We start from the raw sequence: 16,112 nt of genomic DNA, 5'->3' as shown, positions 1-16,112 counted from the left end.
TTTCCCTCCTATCATTACTTCAGATACACAACATAACTGTATGTATATACACTGTTTATATATACAGTATAGTAGAGATTTCTAATTGTAAAACGCTTTTTTTATTCTCAATCAGATAGCTCTGACACGGATCAATAAGAGCAGGAATTGTTAAAGCTGCGGCATCAGTACCACTGACGCCATTTGTCATCTTCCTGCAGGCGGTGATTGCGGTAAAAAATACGCAGCCCTCCACCTGACGGAATACTGCCGCCGCGCAGAAGCAGGTCAATCTCTGACTCGCTACCATCGAACCCTCTTGAACTCAGCTCTGCCTCAAGCTGCAGGCGCTGCTGATCCGAAATAGTCTGTTTGTATGCTTTTTTCCGCTTTGGTTTTACCAGCCTTAACCTGGCTGTCAGCTCCCGCCGTTCCTTCTGGCCCATGTTGTGAAGATATTCCTGCAACTCCTTCTCATCCATGGTTTTAATATCGGGTAAATCCCCCCCTGTTTGGTTCAAATTTTCAACAGGGGGACAGTTATTGCCACGAGTCCAAGGGGCGCAAGCGCCCTGGTCGGCTGTCGCCTCCTGAACGTCAACGGCCTTACGAACCTTTTTCCACTTCACCGCGTGCGTGCAAATCTTGCCCTCCACAATCGGGGACCAGATGCCATAGATACGAATACCGTGATCGCCGTAGGCGCTCGGTTCGTCGTTAAGCTCATATGCCGTGCGGACAAGGTGATGTTTGCGGGGAACCAGTACACCGCCCTGCTTCATGATGTAGGTGGCAAAGCAGCCCGCATCTGCAGCCGCCAGTACCGCATCCAGACGCGGGTTATCCAGTACCGGTGCGCCCGCTTTGCGTTCGCCCTGCACTCTCGCCGCCTGACCAGCCAGCAAACGCAGCTCGCGGTATGCCTGACGCCCCGGAATACCAAAGAAACGGAACTGCTGGACACGGTGCAGTGACGCCCAGGCGGTGACATGCTCGGCACTGTCACGCAGTGATCTGCCGGTTTCTTTGCTGATTTCTTTAGCCAGCCCTCGCCCGTCTATGTTCTTGCTGATGTATTTGGCGATGTAGCTGGTCGGCGTGCCCTTGCGCGGGTTGATTAGTTCGGACTTGAAGCGCGGCCCGGTATTGGTGCCCAGTTCCTCGCGGTCTTCACGGATGGCAAACTTGCGCAGCATCGCAGTGATTGAACGGCGGTCTTTTTTGCGCATGAAGCACAGAAGATGCCAGTGCACGGTGCCGTCATGGTGCGGCTCTGCCACGCGGACGCCATACCAGCGCATCCCGGCCTTGTGCATGGCCTTGCGGAAAGCGGCGAACGTATCAACCAGATAGTCACTGCTCTGCCGGACGGTAGCGCTGGTCCACTTCGGATTAGGTCTGCCGTTGTTGAGCGTTGCGTGGAAGCGTGACGGGCAGGTGATGGTATAGAACACTGCGCAGTCTCCGCGCATTTCTGCTATCAGCTCCAGCCCCTTAACGCAGGCCATCATTTCATTACGGCGGTGTGCCGGGTTGCTGTTGCTGGCGTTCACCACGTCTTCCATGTCCAGCGTGTCGCCGTCTTCGTTGACCAGCTCATGCGAGCGGAAGAACTCCAGCGATTTGCGGCGCTGCTCGCGTTTGTGGATCACGGCTTCATAGCTGACATACGGGGACGCTTTTTTGTTGACCAGGCAAACGGCACGCAGCTGTTCCTCCCGCCACTCGCAGCGCATCTGCCACAATTTTCGATACCACCAGTCCGCGCACAGCATACGCGCCAGCGACGATGGGATCAGTTCATAAGGCACCGGCTTGCGGCGGTGCTTTTTGCGGCGTAACTGCTCAAACGCTGGCGGGATGACCTCAAGGCGCATGGCTTCTGCAGCAACCCTTTCCCATGCCTGGCGGATTTCTTCTGGTTTTACATCATCGCTGACAAACAGATCACCGCAGGCCGCATCGAGACACATGCTCATATGTGCCGCAACCAGCGTGGAAAGGCGCTTGACCTGATCCTGATTCATTTCAGGCAGTACCAGCATCCCCTCCAGCCCGTCATGACTCGCCATGAACCGGAAAGAGGCAGACACCTGACTGTCACGCACGCGCTCCAGCCGCTCAAGACACGGCCTGATGGTTTCGCGCAGGTAGCGGGAATAGGCTTTTGCTCTGCCCAGACTATGGAAATATTTAATCCGCTCCAGCAGAGGCTTGCTGATATGGGACGGCATGGCGTTAACGTCAGCCAGAATGACCAGGTCGGGATTAAAATGCTGCTGCTCGCGCGCCATTTTGGCACGACTAATCAGCCGGTCCTGCTCCATTTCGCGCTGGACAGGATCACGGGATTCATTGAAGAAATAGCGTTCCCAGACCTCATCGCTCAGCGCCTCACGACGCAGCTGCTCCTGCTCGTTATCCGCAGCGTAAAGAGCGATCAGGTTTGAAAGCGCAGACTCCGGCGCAACTTCCGCCGGGTCCAGGTATGGGTTAACCGCTTTTTTAGGGTTACTCCATGAAAAGGCCACGGCGGCCTCATTCGAGCCGCCGGTGGTTGGTGCATTGTGGGACGCGAACTTGCCTACCGTCACGCCCGCACCTCTAAAATAACCGAGCACACATCCCCGTGGGTGGAATAAACCCGGTTAAAGCGTGTTGCTCCTGAAACGGCGATTATTTCCGCTGCGGACTTACTATCACCGGCAGCCACGCCCATGCTGCGCTTTGCGGTGATACGGTGGCGAGTGAAATTACGATAAAGCGAACAGGTCAGGGATGTGTCGCTGTTGGACACGATAACCGGATGACCTTCTGATGAACGGCGCTCAAGAATAGACGCCAGATGATACTGATCGTCCTCTGTAAAACCGGCAGTGTGATAACCATTAAACGTGCCGTCATATGGCGGATCACAATAAACCACATCACCCGTCTGCAGCAGTGCCAGCGTCTCGTCATAACTGGCGCAGATAAACGTTGCGCGTTTTGCTTTTTCTGCAAATGCGCGTATTTCGTTTTCAGGGAAGTACGGTTTTTTATAATTACCGTAAGGAACATTAAAATAGCCTTTCAAGTTATAGCGACACAGTCCGCGATAACCATAGCGATTTAAATATAAGAAATACAATGCGCGTTCAATTGCGCCACCATGGCGCAAGTTAAACTCCTGTCTCGTCTTATAATATGCCTCTGAATCATTACGGGCTTCAAAAAGATATCGGCCCTCTTCGATGAAGTATTCAACATCATTCTTAATCACCTGATAAAGATTAATCAGGTCTGGATTAATATCCGCGACAAGATAATGAGGATAGTCTGTCGCCATCATTACAGCGCATGAACCTGCGAAAGGTTCAACCAGTCGCGGACCAGCAGGAAGGTGCTTAATCAGTTCCGGCATGATGGCGGTTTTATTTCCCGCCCATTTCAGAATGGTGCTCATTTTGCACCGCCTTTCTCAATATCATCTGCATAATGCCATTTACCATCTGGGGCAATCAGGGCACCATCCGAAACACCACTTTCTGGATCGCGGAATAATGCCAATCCCATAGGGTGTAGAATTTCTTTATTAACTCGAACAATCAGGCCAAGAGCGCTTAGCTGGTTCCAGTCGAGCCAATGACACCCTCCAATCAGATCACGGCTTGCAGGAGTTGCTGGGAAATTATCAGGACACAGATTAGACCAATGAGATACGTTCTGATTAGCCTGAGCTTTATTAATAAGCCTAGTAATCTCATATTCCAGCTGTTGTCCTAGCGCTGTTTTCGTGCAGTGATCTGCCCATTCGTTTTCATGTAGCAGCGCAATAATGCCGACTACATCATTAACAATTGGCGGTTCCGCCTGCGCAGCCTTATAAAGAGCTATATCCTGCCCAAAACCGTGCGGCTTGCCCCACATTTCAGCAACCGCCGCGTGTTCGATTTCGCGCAATTCGGTTCCATCAGTCCAAGCCACCGGTGATGCTGCAGAATTTCTGCAATCCCGTAGTTCCTCTAATGCGGAAACAATATTTGAATGATAAATCTGGTCAGCATGACGCTTATCGTCACCAGCGTTATCACTAGCCAGTGACTCAATTGCTATAAGTTGATTCAAACTTTCATCGGTTATGCGGTTCATGGTCATGCTGCACCGCCTTGCGCCAAGGCTTTGATGACACCTACTGTCATTTTGCAATCCGCTAAAGCACGGTGTGCCTGCCCCTCGACCACAACCCCTTCATGCGCGGCGGCATCAACTAACTTATGCCACTTATAACCGTGATATTTCCCCGGTTCGCCACGATATTCTGCATATAACTTCATGGCGCACAGAGAATACTCATCCATAAATGAAGATAATCCGTCCGTCCCTAATCCATTTAATTCCGCTGTTTGACGAATCAGACGAGTATCATAATCAGCATTATAAATAACGAATCCATAATTAAAGAACAGATCGGCTACTGCACCATGAACATCTTTCCAAGTTGGTGCATGAGTAACCATTTCATTGGTAATGCCATGAATAGCGATAGCCTCATCGGGGATAGGCTTAGTAGGTTTAATTAGCGTATTCAGCATAATAAAACCATTTTTATCTATGATGCAGATCTCAACGATTTCCGCATCATCACCCAATCCAGTAGTTTCGGTATCAATAAATAAGCGCCCATCATCAAGCCAACGTTTTGCACGCTGGCTAATTGTCGTATTAATAATGCTCATACAGCACCTCCATTGTAGTGTTTGCCTTTCAGCTCTGCGATTTCCTGACAGGTGACGCAGCACTGCACGCCCGGAATGGCGCGGCGGCGTGCTGGCGGGATCGGTGCATCGCAATCAATGCAGAGAACACGGGAAACGCCCGGCGCTTTATTACGGGCGGTGTGGATGTGGCGCTGGCGTTCTTCTTCAACGCGCTGCTGTACAAGGTCCATTGAATCAGCCATCAGTGGATCTCCTGCGCTTCGTTCTGAATCTTCACAGCTTCCTGACGCAGCAGCTCAGCTGCTTCCGTGTGGTTAAGCTGACGTGACACGATACGAGCAGCTAAAGAATCCAGACGCGCAGCCATCACATCTGCACGTCCCCGGCGTTCTTCTTTGCGTGCTTCACTCAACAGCAGGTTTAAACCAGCATCATCTGGTCCGGTTTTAGTGGTACGGGTTTCAATATTTCGCATCGTTGTTTCTCCTGAATTTGGGCAATAAGAAGCCCGGCGGGTTTACGCCATTAATTTCTGTTGTGGATTAATTCGGCATGGTTAGCCGTTTGGGAAATAAGCTCACCACTGCACGAAAATGATTCATTGCTTTCACCAGTTCCCGCTTTTCGTCAGTAGTCAGATCACTAATATTGACGCCGTGACGTTCTGCCGGAATTTTTGCCATATAAAAAATGGCTGCCAGTGCCCGCTCATTCTGTTTATTATTTACGTCGCGTGGATCGCGCATATCTTTAATAAACCTTTCAAGCTCCGGCTCAATATTCAGACCAAACACTTTAGCCCTCAATTCCGCAATATGGTTTAGTCCGTCCAGGCGTTCACTGGGGCTTAATGGAACAGTCGCCGTAGCGCCTTCAATAGCCATGATTTCCCCTGTTTGGTTGTGGACAGGTCAGCCAGCAGTTCATCCTGAGAGCGGCACGGGTGCCAGCGTTTGCCATCCTTGCCCATGATCCAGCCGTGACCGTAGTGCATTGCCGGGCTTTGCTTTACGAGAAGTGACGCGAAAGATGGTTCTTTAGTCAGCATAACCACCTCAGATCAGACCAAACGAAGCGCCGAGGCCCGTCACGGTATCCACCGCGCTTGCCATCGCAGGGTTAGCCTGCAAACGCGCCTGCATCGAAACGGCAGCCAGTGCCATCAGACGAGTAACAGAGTTAATGCTGCTGATAACATCGCGGCGGCCTGCGGTGGTTTTCACATCACCCGATACGGCACCAGCGGCAACACGTCCGATTTCAGCAGTAGCGCTCATGACGTAATGCGGTAGCTTCTCTTTTGCCACTTCGTTCATCGGCACGCATGGCAAGCAGTGAATCTGAGCCAGAAAACCGTCAACCAGCGTGGAGTCCTCAGTAAGATCGGTAAGCAGCCAGATTTCCGACGGAGTGAGCTGATGCGGTTGCTCCGGGTTCAGTTTGTTACGCAGCGTCTGGACGTTCATTCCCGCACGTTCCGCCAGCTTAGCCATGTTGTGACGCAGCGCAAATGCCCGGCAGGCTTCGTCAAAGTGCGGATGTTTGGAAACACGATAATCAAACATGATGTAAATCCTTTTCTATCCCAAAATGGAACTATCAGGCTTGCATTGCGACTTCGCAGCCTTGGGCCGCTTCCATCGTCAACGCGAACATGTTGATTTCGATAAGGCTGTTAACTCCGGCTTTTTTCCTGATGGGCAGGCGGTTTTCCCGGATCATTTGACGGGCATAACTAGGCTTGTAACCAGTACGGCGACAGAACTCATCCAGTGTGATGAATGGCTCAGATACCACAAGGTTGATGCTGGGGCGCATTGAAAAATTACGATTCATGATGCACTATTCCTCAGTTGTGACGTTCTCTACACTATTCGGGAGCGTTCAACACTATTCGATAACAACTCACTTTGCGTAAATACTATGATCCAAAATTGGAAAGGTCAACAACAAGATTTCACTAATCGTAAGTCAATTCAGCTACCCCATGGCGGTAAAGACCCTATCGAACGTATTTGTGCAGCTTATGGCTTTACCTCACGACAGGCGTTATGCAGACATCTTGATGTGTCACAAAGCACCATGGCTAATAGGGTTACTCGTGGTAACTTTCCTGCGGATTGGGTTTTGATATGTGCCATGGAAACTGGTGCGTCTTTAGATTGGTTAGTTTTTGGACGCGGCGAAGCCCCCAAAATGGAAACACATATTGAAAACACAAATGAGATGCCTCAAGCGCAAAAAACACTCCAATTGAGTTATTTAACCATCCAAAATGGGGTAGTAAAAAACCAAAAGCAGATTGATGTTGCACCGGAACTTATCCCAACAGGCACAACCTCGCCCCGCCTTGTTGGACTAGATAGTGCGATCTGGATAGTCGATGATTTCGCAGGTGAGCTTGTAGATGGATTTTGGTTAACTGAAATGGATGGTGTTATCAGTATCCGCGAAATGTACAGATTGCCTGGTGGTCGCGTAAGAGTTGAAAACGGAAAGGCATCTTTTGAATGTAATGCCGCCGATGTGAAAATTTTGGGTAAAGCCATTGGCAAAACAGAATTTATGGAATGACTTATTAGGTATTAAGGAAATTAAAATGAAAAAAACGCTCATATCTTTTTTAATCATGACTTCTTTTGCTGTCAGTGCAGCACCTGAACAGTACGAAAGCATCAGCAAGTTAATGGATGATTATAACGATTACTCATCATACAGCGTAAATGGGGTTGAGTACCCGGCATTTAAGGTTTTAGCGCAAAATCCTTTGCATATTCAAATATCACCAAGCATCTACTCTAAAGATTCAAAAGAAATAAAATATGAGTCAGATAAAGCGTCCGTTTACGCTGTATACCGTACTCTTTTTCAGACTCCAGCTAAAAGCGTGAAAGTTACAGTCCTACCTTTATCCATTGACCTCCAAACCAAAAAATTTGAATACCTAACTGCGGAAAAATTCGATTTTTCCATAACCAGAAAGCAAGCGGAAAATCTGTTGCGTAAGTACGGCAACATCCGTAACCCTGACCAATTAATGACCGCAAGCGGAAGCTGGAGCGATAACTTCAAAAATTGCTGCTATCTGGAAGAGGGTAAGCCAGGCTTGACTAAATTTGCTCAAGACCTCATTTCTCAAAGGTAAAATAATTGGCTGTAACAAAACTATCTAATGGTAAGTGGCAGGCTCAGGTCTTCCCCAACGGTAGGGATGGGCGGCGTATTCGCCGTCAATTCGCCACCAAGGGGGAAGCCATGGCCTTTGAGCGCCATATTAAGGATCAAGCGCAGGACAAGCCCTGGCTAGGGGAAAAAGCAGATAAGCGGCGAGTTACTGACCTTGTTGAAACCTGGTTCAACGCTCATGGCGTTACACTTTCTGATGACCTAAAGCGTAAGGGCGCAATGGAGTTTGCCTGCTTTGCTATGGGAAACCCTCTCGCTACTGAATTTAACGCCAAGCTTTTTGCAACCTACCGTGAACAACGTTTAAGCGGGAAAATTACACGTTCTGATCGGGTAAAAGCAGTGACTCCCCGTACCGTTAATCTTGAGCTGGCGTATTTCCGCGCCATGTTCAACGAACTGAAAAGACTGGATGACTGGAGTGCGCCCAATCCGCTCGAAAACGTCCGGGAATTTAAAATCGATGAGGCAGAGCTAGCCTGGCTGACAGTTGAAGAAGTTAAGCAGCTTCTGGCTGAGTGCGAGAAAAGCAAGGCGGAAGATTTAGTAACTATAGTAAAGATATGCCTTGCAACCGGCGCACGATGGGGCGAGGCGGAGTCACTGACAGGCAAGCAAATAAGCCCCGGCAAAATCACTTATATCAAAACCAAGGGCAAGAAAAACCGCGCCGTTCCAATAAGTGATGAGCTTTACGAAATACTCCCAAAACTAAGAACATCAAAACCAGTCTTTACGGGGTGCTATTCTGCGTTTCGTGGGGCAATTAAGCGAGCGGGGATTGAGCTACCTGACGGGCAGCTGTCACACGTTCTACGGCACACATTTGCAAGCCACTTTATGATGCGCGGGGGTAACATTCTTGTACTGCAGCGTATCCTTGGACACACTGATATTAAGGTGACGATGCGCTATGCTCATTTCGCCCCAGACCATCTGACAGAAGCAGTGGAGTACAACCCCTTAAATCTGATTTGATGGCAGCAAAATGGCAGCAAACCTATTCACTATGCTTTCATATTCCCCACTATTCGACGGCGCAAGGCGTTGAAATTAAAGTAACTTATTGTTTTATAAGCCTTAAGTTTGGGACTCATAATCGCTTGGTCGCTGGTTCAAGTCCAGCAGGGGCCACCAAATATCAAGGGCTTGCGAGAAATCGCAGGTCCTTTTTTATTAATCTTCCGTTTAGATATGACTGCTCAATAAGCAGCATATGGTAACCCTTCTGGACGCCGCCATCCTTAGATGGAAACGTCCGTTAGCGTTTTATTCGATAGTCAGCTCACACGAGTTCTTTGAGCTGCTCCTGCATGTAGGTTGAAAAATACTCTGGGTTTTTGATAAGGATGCGGTTACCGGAGGCGACTTTTTCTGCCCATCCGGCCACTTTTTTCGTGAACTCAGGATTCCATCCCTCCTGCTCACCCCGTGCCACCACAACTTCCGGGCTTACTGGCACGCCTAAATCATGCAAATACTTTAAAATTCCCTTAGCGGTACTTTCATCCATTGAATGGGGTACTGACGCCGATGTGTTCATACCACCAATAAAATCCAAGGCTTTCTCAATTGCTGTTGGCATGCTCTTATCCTTAAAATTAACCACGTGAGAGACACCTTGATACTATGTACCCAACTCCGCCGGGATATCAAAGAGAACATCGCCTTTCTTTGACTTACCCCGCAGCTAAACGCTTGCGCGGCTGTTTTCTGCGCTACTTTTTTGCTTCTCCGGCTAAAACCAGCCCGGTCGCCACCGCATTGCGCGGGCCTTCAGTACCCCGGATGTTGCCCTGCCCGGCGACAACGCCGTAATGCGCCAGCGCATCGGTGATCATCTGCGGAATTTCAAAATCCAGCGATGAGCCGCCTACCAGCACCACAAAAGTGATATCGCGAATGGATCCACCAGGTGAGACCTGGCGTAACGCGCGCAGGCAGTTGGTAACAAAGACTTTCTCTTTGGCCTGACGGCGCACCAGACGAATCTTCTCCAGTGAGATCTGGTTATCGACCGGGATCAACTCGCCGTCTTTCAGATACACCACTTTGGCAAATACTGACGGGCTGAGCGGTTCACGAAAAAACTCGACCGCGCCGTTCTCGTGGCGAATGCTGAACAGGCTCTCCACTTTGGCCAGCGGGTATTTTTTAATTTCCTCTGCCAAAAACAGATCGCTTAAGCCCAGTTCCGTTTGAATCAACAGGCTGACCATATTCCCCGCCCCGGCAAGGTGTACCGCCTTCACTACGCCATCGCTATTAATAATGGCGGCATCGGTGGATCCTGCGCCTAAATCGAGGATCGCCAGCGGCGCGGCGCATCCAGGCGTCGTTAACGCGCCCGCTACGGCCATGTTGGCTTCCACGCCACCGACTTCGACGGGCGTGTTTAGCCGCGCACTCAGCTCGCTGGCGATAGCCTGCATCTGTAAGCGATCGGATTTCACCATCGCCGCAATGCCAACGGCGTTCTCCATTGAGCATTCCCCGGCAATGCCCCCCTGCACCTCGCGGGGAATAAACGTATCCACCGCCAGAAGATCCTGAATATGCACAGCGTTCATGTCGTGACCGGTCAGCGAGGCCATCACCTTACGCACCCGCTCAAGCATCCCGCCCGCGTGCGTACCCGATTCACCGCGGATATCGCACACGGGCGCACAGGCGCTCATCGCCTGCATAATGGCCTGTGCGCCCTGCGCTACGTCGGCTTCACCACCGCGCTTTTCGCCACGGATAAAGATCTTACCCGCCGGGATCGTTCGCGACTGCACATCCCCCTGCGGCGTTTTCAGCACCACGGCGGAGCGGTTGCCAATCAGCGCCCTGGCGATAGGGACGATGGTTTGCGTTTCCTCCGGCGTCAGGGAAAAAAAGGTCGCGATGCCGTAAGGATTCGACAATACCCGCACCACCTGCCCTGCGGCCGCAACTTCCACCGCCGCCAGCACACCTTCCGGCACCTTCTCCAGTAGCGTGACTTCATCGACCACCGGCATTGCCCGACGCAGGCGATTGTTCACCAGCACGCCATCATCTTTTTTCAGGATCGCCGCCACCACGTTGATCCCACGATCGAGCGCCGCATTGATAAGCCAGACCGCTTCGAGGAAATCGATCTCTTCGCCCACCAGCGGGATCCAGCCCTGCGCAAAGCGATCCTCACTCAGTGATGCCAGCTTATCCACGCTGATGGTGGTTCCCATCCCCACGCCGACTCCCCCCGGCGTCTGCGGGTTATGGCCAATCATTGTCGATTCCGTAATGATGGTTTCAGTGATGGTTTCCATCGCCACATCACCAATCACTGGCGCGGCCTCATTGATGCAGATTTTCGCCACGTCCTGAAGCGACCACGACGTTTTATCCAGTGCCTGCTGCAGAGAGGCCACCACTCCGGCAATATTGTCCCGCGTCCCTTTCATGCCCGTGGTGGCGACAATTCCGCTGGCAATAAACCGTCCATGCTGCGCCAACGCCACTTCGGTGGTGGCATTGCCGATATCAATCCCGGCGATTAACGGCATGCGTCCTCCGTCACTGGCTGCCTTTACGCAGCTTGTTTCTCTGCTGATACACCTCTGCCGACTCGCGGACAAAGGCGGCGTTCACCGTGGCATGCCAGGTGTGCTCCAGCTCATCGGCAATCGCCTGTAGTTCCGCAAATGAAGAACGAAACGGACGTAGCGCATTGTATATCTCCAAAATGCGAGCATCCGGGATGGTAATCAGTTCCGCCGCGCGACGGAAATTGCGCGCCACGGCGTGACGCTGCATCTGTTCGGCAATCTGCGCCTGGTACTCCAGCGTTTGCTGAGAAATACGCACATCCTGCGGCCCGACCTTGCCTGCCAGCACATTCTCAAGGGTAATGTCGGTTAACGGTTTCCCGCCAGGCGTCTGGATTTTCTCCGGGCAACGGGTCGCTAATGGGTAATCCTGCGCGGTCATGATGTTGTCGTTCATAGTCATTCCCTTACCAGTGCAATATGCAGCGTGACGGGCGCAGCATCCTGCACCACGTGTTTGGTTTCTTTAATGTGGAACAGCGCGGCCTTGGCCATAAATTTAGGGCGCACCATCTGGTCATTGACCACCGGTACCGGCGAAGGCGACTCTTTACGCGCATAGCGCGCGGCGTTTTTACCAATCTGACGATAGGTTTCCAGCGTCAGTAGTGGAGCCTGAGAGAACAGTTCAAGGTTACTCAGCGGCAGCAGATCGCGCTGATGAATCACCGTGGTTCCCTTCGACTGGATACCAATCCCAATGCCGGAACCGCTGAGGTTTGCCGCGTCCCACGCCATAAAAGAAACATCCGAGGTGCGCAGAATTCTGACCACCCGCGCATGCAGCCCCTCTTCTTCGATCCCCGCCACCAGCTCTTTAAGAATCGCGTTATGCGGCATATCAATCAGGGTTTTGTGCTGGTACTTATCAAAGGCCGGACCGACGCCAATCACCACTTCATCTACGCGTTCGTCCGCTTTAGCCGCCTCGCCTTCGCTGACCTGCAAGGTGAAAACCGGCTTACGTTCAGTTGTGCATTCCACGGTGTACCGCCTTATTCAATTGAGCCAGGCTGAACCACGCCCGCGATATTTTTAATTTCCGCCCAGCGCTCGGCAGAAATACGATAGCCGGTGCCTGGTCCCTGATAATCATTAATGTCGTTAACAGCGCTTACCACCTCAAACTGGCGATCCAGAATGGCCGACGTTTGCAGGTAATCACCGGTGACGCGCTGTCTCAGCATATTGAGGATGTTACTGGCGATATCTTCGAAGCCGCTACGGCTTAGTGCGCCGACGATATCCAGCCCGGTGATATTGCGCTTCATCATCTCTTCCACGGCGGCCAGATCTTCCACCACATTGCGCGCGGGCATATCTTTGCTGCCGTGAGCATAAGTGGCGGCCTCAACTTCCTCATCGCTAATCAGCGGCAGACCCAGTTCGCGGAACACCGCCTGAATGGCGCGCGCCGCCTTATTGCGGATGGCGATGGTTTCTTCTTCGGTTACAGGACGCAGACCACCGTCAACCATCAGATCGCGTTGCAGAATGTTGTAATCATCGAAGTCTTCCGCGTCGAAGTTCGACCCGGCAAACATGTTGTCGTAGTTCGGCACGGCACTATAGCCGGAGAAGATAAAGTCGGTACCCGGCAGCATTTGCATCAGGGTACGGGCGGTACGTCGAATATCTGAGTGGGAAAAGGTCTGGTCATTGGCGGAGGCCACTTCAAGGTCGAGCATTGAAGCAATCAGGTTTTCCGCCAGTACCGCGCGAATACCCGACGGCACTGCGCCGGTCATGCCGATACAGCTGACTGCGCCGTTTTGCAGCCCCTGTACGCCCGCGCCTTTGGTGATAAAAATACAGCGCGACTCCAGATAGAGCATCGATTTACTCTCTGAATACCCCATCAGCGCTTCCGAACCGGTGCCGGAGGTATAACGCATTTTCAGGCCGCGAGAAGCATAAGCCGAGGCGAGAAAAGCTTTTGACCACGGCGTATCATCGCCGTCGGTAAACACCGACTCTGTACCGTATACCGACACGGTTTCGGCGTAGCTGGTTAACCCGCGCATCCCCAGCTCCAGCTCAGTCGCCTCCTCAACGGAACATTGCGTGAGTACGCCAGGACGACCGCACTGGGAACCAACCAGCAGCGCCAGGGCGTTAAACGGTGCATAGCGGGCGATCCCGACCGTGGTTTCCTGTTCTGAAAAACCACGGATCCCCGCTTCAGCCGCGTCGGCGGCAATCTGTACCGGGTTATCTTTCAGGTTGGTGACATGGCACTGGTTGGACGGCGTGCGTCTGGCGCGCATTTTTTGCAGCGCCATCATCATTTCCACCACGTTCATTTGCGCCATCACCTCCACCGCTTTCGCCGGCGTGATGGCGGTGGTAATAGCAACAATCTCTTCCCGGCTAACGTGGATATCCACCAGCATTCTGGCGATCTCCAGCGCGTCGAGCCGCATTGCCCGTTCGGTTTCAGCCACGTTAATCGCGTAGTCGGCAATAAAACGGTCAATCATGTCGAACTCGGCGCGGCTCTTACCGTCCAGCTCAACAATACGACCATTCTCTACCTTCACCGACGACGCCGGATCGTAGGGGCTTTCCATGGCGATCAGCCCCTCTTCAGGCCATTCGCCAATCAGCCCATCCTGATTTACAGGGCGCTTCGCAAGCACTTCGAATCGTTTTGATCTTCTCATAGTTTATGGACTCAAAAGATAAAAAATAGGGACGCCGGGCTAACTTGCCGGGGACACAACACCCGGCATTCGCCTTTCATCAGCAATGGCCGAACTCTAAATGAGCCCAGCAATAAAAAAATAAAATTAATTTCGTTCCAATTTGGCACGTAATAAAAATTCATCGTTCCATATTGAAACGATTCTCAGGAGTAGCCGGGGCGAATTGTGATGAAGTTAAATGATCATTATCAATAAATGCCGACACACAAAATTAAATGAATAATTTTGAAATTTTCACCCTATTGACTTAATAACGCGCGGCGAGAAAATAAAGCACAACCCAATGATAAAAATAGCTGTTGCGCGATATTTTCGTGACCTCAGCCCTACAACATTTTCAGGAGAGACTGTGAATAAGAGCCAACAAATCGCCACCATTACGCTGGCAGCTGCCAGGAAAATGGCGCAGGCCGTCGAAGCTAAAGCGCTTGAGATCAACGTGCCAGTGGTCTTTTCCGTGGTGGATCGCGGCGGAAACACGCTGCTGATGCAACGCATGGACGACGCGTTTGTCACCAGCTGTGAGATTTCGCTGAATAAAGCATATACCGCCTGCTGTCTGCGCCAGGGCACCCATGAAATTACCGACGCGGTCCAACCCGGTGCGTCGTTATATGGTTTACAGCTAACGAATCAACATCGAATCGTTATTTTTGGCGGCGGTTTACCTGTCATATTAAACGATAAATTAATCGGTGCCGTCGGCGTAAGTGGCGGTACTGTCGAACAAGACATGTTATTAGCACAAACCGCACTGAATTGTTTCTCTGAATTATAAATTAAATCTAAGAAGGTAAATTATGAGCTATCGTATGTTTGATTACCTGGTGCCAAATGTGAACTTCTTTGGCCCGAATGCTATTTCCGTTGTTGGCGAACGCTGCAAACTTTTAGGCGGTAAAAAAGCGCTGCTGGTGACTGATAAAGGTCTGCGAGCCATTAAGGACGGCGCGGTTGATAAAACCCTCACCCATCTGCGTGAAGCCGGTATTGACGTGGTGGTGTTTGACGGCGTCGAGCCAAACCCCAAAGACACCAACGTGCGCGACGGCCTGGACGTTTTTCGTAAAGAGCAATGCGATATTATCGTTACCGTCGGCGGTGGTAGCCCGCATGACTGCGGTAAAGGCATTGGTATCGCGGCGACGCACGAAGGCGATCTCTACAGCTATGCCGGAATTGAAACCCTGACCAATCCGCTGCCGCCGATCGTCGCGGTGAATACCACCGCCGGTACCGCCAGCGAAGTCACCCGCCACTGCGTGCTGACCAATACCAAAACCAAAGTGAAATTTGTGATTGTCAGCTGGCGCAACCTGCCGTCGGTTTCCATTAATGACCCGCTGCTGATGCTCGGCAAACCTGCGCCACTGACCGCGGCGACCGGGATGGATGCGCTGACCCACGCCGTTGAGGCCTATATTTCAAAAGATGCCAACCCGGTTACCGACGCCGCCGCTATCCAGGCTATTCGACTGATCGCCCGCAACTTACGCCAGGCCGTAGCGCTGGGCAGCAACCTGAAAGCTCGCGAGAACATGGCCTATGCCTCTTTGCTGGCAGGTATGGCCTTCAACAACGCCAACCTTGGCTACGTTCACGCGATGGCGCATCAGCTTGGCGGTCTGTACGACATGCCGCACGGCGTAGCAAACGCCGTCCTGTTGCCGCACGTGGCGCGCTATAACCTGATCGCTAATCCGGAGAAATTTGCCGACATCGCGGAGTTTATGGGTGAGAACATCGACGGTCTGTCCACCATGGATGCCGCCGAACTGGCGATTCATGCCATCGCTCGCCTCTCTGCCGATATCGGTATTCCGCAGCATCTGCGCGAGCTGGGCGTCAAAGAAGCCGATTTCCCGTATATGGCGGAAATGGCGCTGAAAGACGGCAATGCCTTCTCCAACCCGCGTAAAGGGAACGAGAAAGAAATTGCCGAGATCTTCCGTCAGGCATTCTGATCA

Annotated in this window: 20 protein-coding genes; 5 read left to right on the top strand and 15 right to left on the bottom strand. The window is 51.7% G+C overall.

The features are described 5' to 3' along the window. Nucleotides 1-164: 164 nt before the first annotated feature. From ACVXHP_RS09905 to ACVXHP_RS09860, 10 genes are all read right to left on the bottom strand, one after another. Entirely contained in the window at nt 165-2,573 is a 2,409-nt protein-coding gene (locus ACVXHP_RS09905) for a replication endonuclease (protein ID WP_447571361.1), read from the bottom strand. Then, nucleotides 2,570-3,424, bottom strand: a complete 855-nt coding sequence (locus ACVXHP_RS09900; protein ID WP_447571360.1) for a DNA adenine methylase — start codon at nt 3,422-3,424, stop codon at nt 2,570-2,572. The genes ACVXHP_RS09905 and ACVXHP_RS09900 overlap by 4 nt, the downstream gene beginning before the upstream one ends. Further along, nucleotides 3,421-4,116 (bottom strand): DUF7415 domain-containing protein, encoded by a 696-nt coding sequence (locus tag ACVXHP_RS09895; protein WP_220132868.1) that lies wholly within the window; start codon nt 4,114-4,116, stop codon nt 3,421-3,423. Before ACVXHP_RS09895 ends, ACVXHP_RS09900 begins: the two co-directional genes overlap by 4 nt. Then, nucleotides 4,113-4,697 carry a 3'-5' exonuclease gene (locus tag ACVXHP_RS09890; protein ID WP_015386356.1) on the bottom strand — a complete coding sequence of 195 codons (585 nt, stop codon included), beginning with the start codon at nt 4,695-4,697 and terminating at the stop codon, nt 4,113-4,115. The genes ACVXHP_RS09895 and ACVXHP_RS09890 overlap by 4 nt, the downstream gene beginning before the upstream one ends. Continuing rightward, the gene (locus ACVXHP_RS09885; protein WP_013098805.1) at nt 4,694-4,921 is read right to left on the bottom strand and encodes a TraR/DksA family transcriptional regulator; all 228 of its coding nucleotides are present in this window, start codon (nt 4,919-4,921) and stop codon (nt 4,694-4,696) included. The genes ACVXHP_RS09890 and ACVXHP_RS09885 overlap by 4 nt, the downstream gene beginning before the upstream one ends. Then, complete coding sequence (locus tag ACVXHP_RS09880; protein ID WP_015386354.1) at nt 4,921-5,154, bottom strand: DUF2732 family protein; 234 nt, start codon at nt 5,152-5,154, stop codon at nt 4,921-4,923. The genes ACVXHP_RS09885 and ACVXHP_RS09880 overlap by 1 nt, the downstream gene beginning before the upstream one ends. 67 nt (nt 5,155-5,221) lie before the next feature. Continuing rightward, the gene (locus ACVXHP_RS09875) at nt 5,222-5,563 is read right to left on the bottom strand and encodes a DUF5347 domain-containing protein (protein ID WP_447571359.1); all 342 of its coding nucleotides are present in this window, start codon (nt 5,561-5,563) and stop codon (nt 5,222-5,224) included. Next, the gene (locus tag ACVXHP_RS09870) at nt 5,527-5,727 is read right to left on the bottom strand and encodes a phage filamentation protein Fil family protein (protein WP_032442472.1); all 201 of its coding nucleotides are present in this window, start codon (nt 5,725-5,727) and stop codon (nt 5,527-5,529) included. The genes ACVXHP_RS09875 and ACVXHP_RS09870 overlap by 37 nt, the downstream gene beginning before the upstream one ends. A 7-nt stretch (nt 5,728-5,734) precedes the next feature. Continuing rightward, nucleotides 5,735-6,244, bottom strand: coding sequence for a phage regulatory CII family protein (locus ACVXHP_RS09865; protein WP_015386351.1), 510 nt, complete (start codon nt 6,242-6,244; stop codon nt 5,735-5,737). 34 nt (nt 6,245-6,278) lie between these two features. Continuing rightward, nucleotides 6,279-6,515 (bottom strand): hypothetical protein, encoded by a 237-nt coding sequence (locus ACVXHP_RS09860; protein ID WP_023206292.1) that lies wholly within the window; start codon nt 6,513-6,515, stop codon nt 6,279-6,281. An 87-nt stretch (nt 6,516-6,602) separates the two neighbouring features. Between ACVXHP_RS09860 and ACVXHP_RS09855 the strand changes: the two genes are divergently transcribed. From ACVXHP_RS09855 to ACVXHP_RS09845, 3 genes are read left to right on the top strand one after another with little or no spacing between them, the layout of a single operon-like run. Beyond that, on the top strand, nt 6,603-7,253 hold the full coding sequence (locus tag ACVXHP_RS09855; RefSeq protein WP_095908289.1) for a phage repressor protein CI: 651 nt from the start codon (nt 6,603-6,605) through the stop codon (nt 7,251-7,253). Between the two features lie 25 nt (nt 7,254-7,278). Further along, entirely contained in the window at nt 7,279-7,824 is a 546-nt protein-coding gene (locus ACVXHP_RS09850; protein ID WP_447571358.1) for a hypothetical protein, read from the top strand. Nucleotides 7,825-7,829: 5 nt separating this feature from the next. Continuing rightward, the gene (locus ACVXHP_RS09845) at nt 7,830-8,843 is read left to right on the top strand and encodes a phage integrase (protein WP_447571357.1); all 1,014 of its coding nucleotides are present in this window, start codon (nt 7,830-7,832) and stop codon (nt 8,841-8,843) included. Nucleotides 8,844-9,150: 307 nt separating this feature from the next. Here ACVXHP_RS09845 and ACVXHP_RS09840 read toward each other — a convergent pair whose 3' ends face one another. From ACVXHP_RS09840 to ACVXHP_RS09820, 5 genes are all read right to left on the bottom strand, one after another. Continuing rightward, nucleotides 9,151-9,474, bottom strand: coding sequence for a DUF1889 family protein (locus ACVXHP_RS09840; RefSeq protein ID WP_001539227.1), 324 nt, complete (start codon nt 9,472-9,474; stop codon nt 9,151-9,153). Between the two features lie 109 nt (nt 9,475-9,583). Beyond that, nucleotides 9,584-11,398, bottom strand: a complete 1,815-nt coding sequence (locus ACVXHP_RS09835; protein ID WP_447571356.1) for a diol dehydratase reactivase subunit alpha — start codon at nt 11,396-11,398, stop codon at nt 9,584-9,586. A 10-nt stretch (nt 11,399-11,408) separates the two neighbouring features. Beyond that, nucleotides 11,409-11,837, bottom strand: a complete 429-nt coding sequence (locus ACVXHP_RS09830; protein ID WP_200009076.1) for a diol dehydratase small subunit — start codon at nt 11,835-11,837, stop codon at nt 11,409-11,411. A gap of 2 nt (nt 11,838-11,839) precedes the next feature. Next, the gene (locus ACVXHP_RS09825) at nt 11,840-12,424 is read right to left on the bottom strand and encodes a propanediol/glycerol family dehydratase medium subunit (RefSeq protein ID WP_019077735.1); all 585 of its coding nucleotides are present in this window, start codon (nt 12,422-12,424) and stop codon (nt 11,840-11,842) included. Nucleotides 12,425-12,435: 11 nt separating this feature from the next. Then, nucleotides 12,436-14,103 (bottom strand): propanediol/glycerol family dehydratase large subunit, encoded by a 1,668-nt coding sequence (locus ACVXHP_RS09820; protein ID WP_016243883.1) that lies wholly within the window; start codon nt 14,101-14,103, stop codon nt 12,436-12,438. A gap of 391 nt (nt 14,104-14,494) precedes the next feature. Here ACVXHP_RS09820 and ACVXHP_RS09815 point away from each other — a divergent pair, with 391 nt between their 5' ends. Further along, entirely contained in the window at nt 14,495-14,923 is a 429-nt protein-coding gene (locus ACVXHP_RS09815) for a GlcG/HbpS family heme-binding protein (RefSeq protein WP_447571355.1), read from the top strand. Between the two features lie 22 nt (nt 14,924-14,945). After that, on the top strand, nt 14,946-16,109 hold the full coding sequence (gene dhaT / locus ACVXHP_RS09810) for a 1,3-propanediol dehydrogenase (protein ID WP_447571354.1): 1,164 nt from the start codon (nt 14,946-14,948) through the stop codon (nt 16,107-16,109). Nucleotides 16,110-16,112: the final 3 nt, after the last annotated feature.

The sequence above is a fragment of the Citrobacter freundii complex sp. 2025EL-00176 genome (assembly GCF_053309355.1).
This window is presented reverse-complemented; position numbering and strand designations above follow the sequence as displayed.

Excerpts from the sequence above, each read along its gene's own strand:
- ACVXHP_RS09900 (WP_447571360.1), bottom strand. The coding sequence starts at position 3,424 with ATGAGCACCATTCTGAAATGGGCGGGAAATAAAACCGCCATCATGCCG.
- ACVXHP_RS09895 (WP_220132868.1), bottom strand. The coding sequence starts at position 4,116 with ATGACCATGAACCGCATAACCGATGAAAGTTTGAATCAACTTATAGCA.
- ACVXHP_RS09890 (WP_015386356.1), bottom strand. The coding sequence starts at position 4,697 with ATGAGCATTATTAATACGACAATTAGCCAGCGTGCAAAACGTTGGCTT.
- ACVXHP_RS09885 (WP_013098805.1), bottom strand. The coding sequence starts at position 4,921 with ATGGCTGATTCAATGGACCTTGTACAGCAGCGCGTTGAAGAAGAACGC.
- ACVXHP_RS09880 (WP_015386354.1), bottom strand. The coding sequence starts at position 5,154 with ATGCGAAATATTGAAACCCGTACCACTAAAACCGGACCAGATGATGCT.
- ACVXHP_RS09875 (WP_447571359.1), bottom strand. The coding sequence starts at position 5,563 with ATGGCTATTGAAGGCGCTACGGCGACTGTTCCATTAAGCCCCAGTGAA.
- ACVXHP_RS09870 (WP_032442472.1), bottom strand. The coding sequence starts at position 5,727 with ATGCTGACTAAAGAACCATCTTTCGCGTCACTTCTCGTAAAGCAAAGC.
- ACVXHP_RS09865 (WP_015386351.1), bottom strand. The coding sequence starts at position 6,244 with ATGTTTGATTATCGTGTTTCCAAACATCCGCACTTTGACGAAGCCTGC.
- ACVXHP_RS09860 (WP_023206292.1), bottom strand. The coding sequence starts at position 6,515 with ATGAATCGTAATTTTTCAATGCGCCCCAGCATCAACCTTGTGGTATCT.
- ACVXHP_RS09855 (WP_095908289.1), top strand. The coding sequence starts at position 6,603 with ATGATCCAAAATTGGAAAGGTCAACAACAAGATTTCACTAATCGTAAG.
- ACVXHP_RS09850 (WP_447571358.1), top strand. The coding sequence starts at position 7,279 with ATGAAAAAAACGCTCATATCTTTTTTAATCATGACTTCTTTTGCTGTC.
- ACVXHP_RS09835 (WP_447571356.1), bottom strand. The coding sequence starts at position 11,398 with ATGCCGTTAATCGCCGGGATTGATATCGGCAATGCCACCACCGAAGTG.
- ACVXHP_RS09830 (WP_200009076.1), bottom strand. The coding sequence starts at position 11,837 with ATGAACGACAACATCATGACCGCGCAGGATTACCCATTAGCGACCCGT.
- ACVXHP_RS09820 (WP_016243883.1), bottom strand. The coding sequence starts at position 14,103 with ATGAGAAGATCAAAACGATTCGAAGTGCTTGCGAAGCGCCCTGTAAAT.
- dhaT (WP_447571354.1), top strand. The coding sequence starts at position 14,946 with ATGAGCTATCGTATGTTTGATTACCTGGTGCCAAATGTGAACTTCTTT.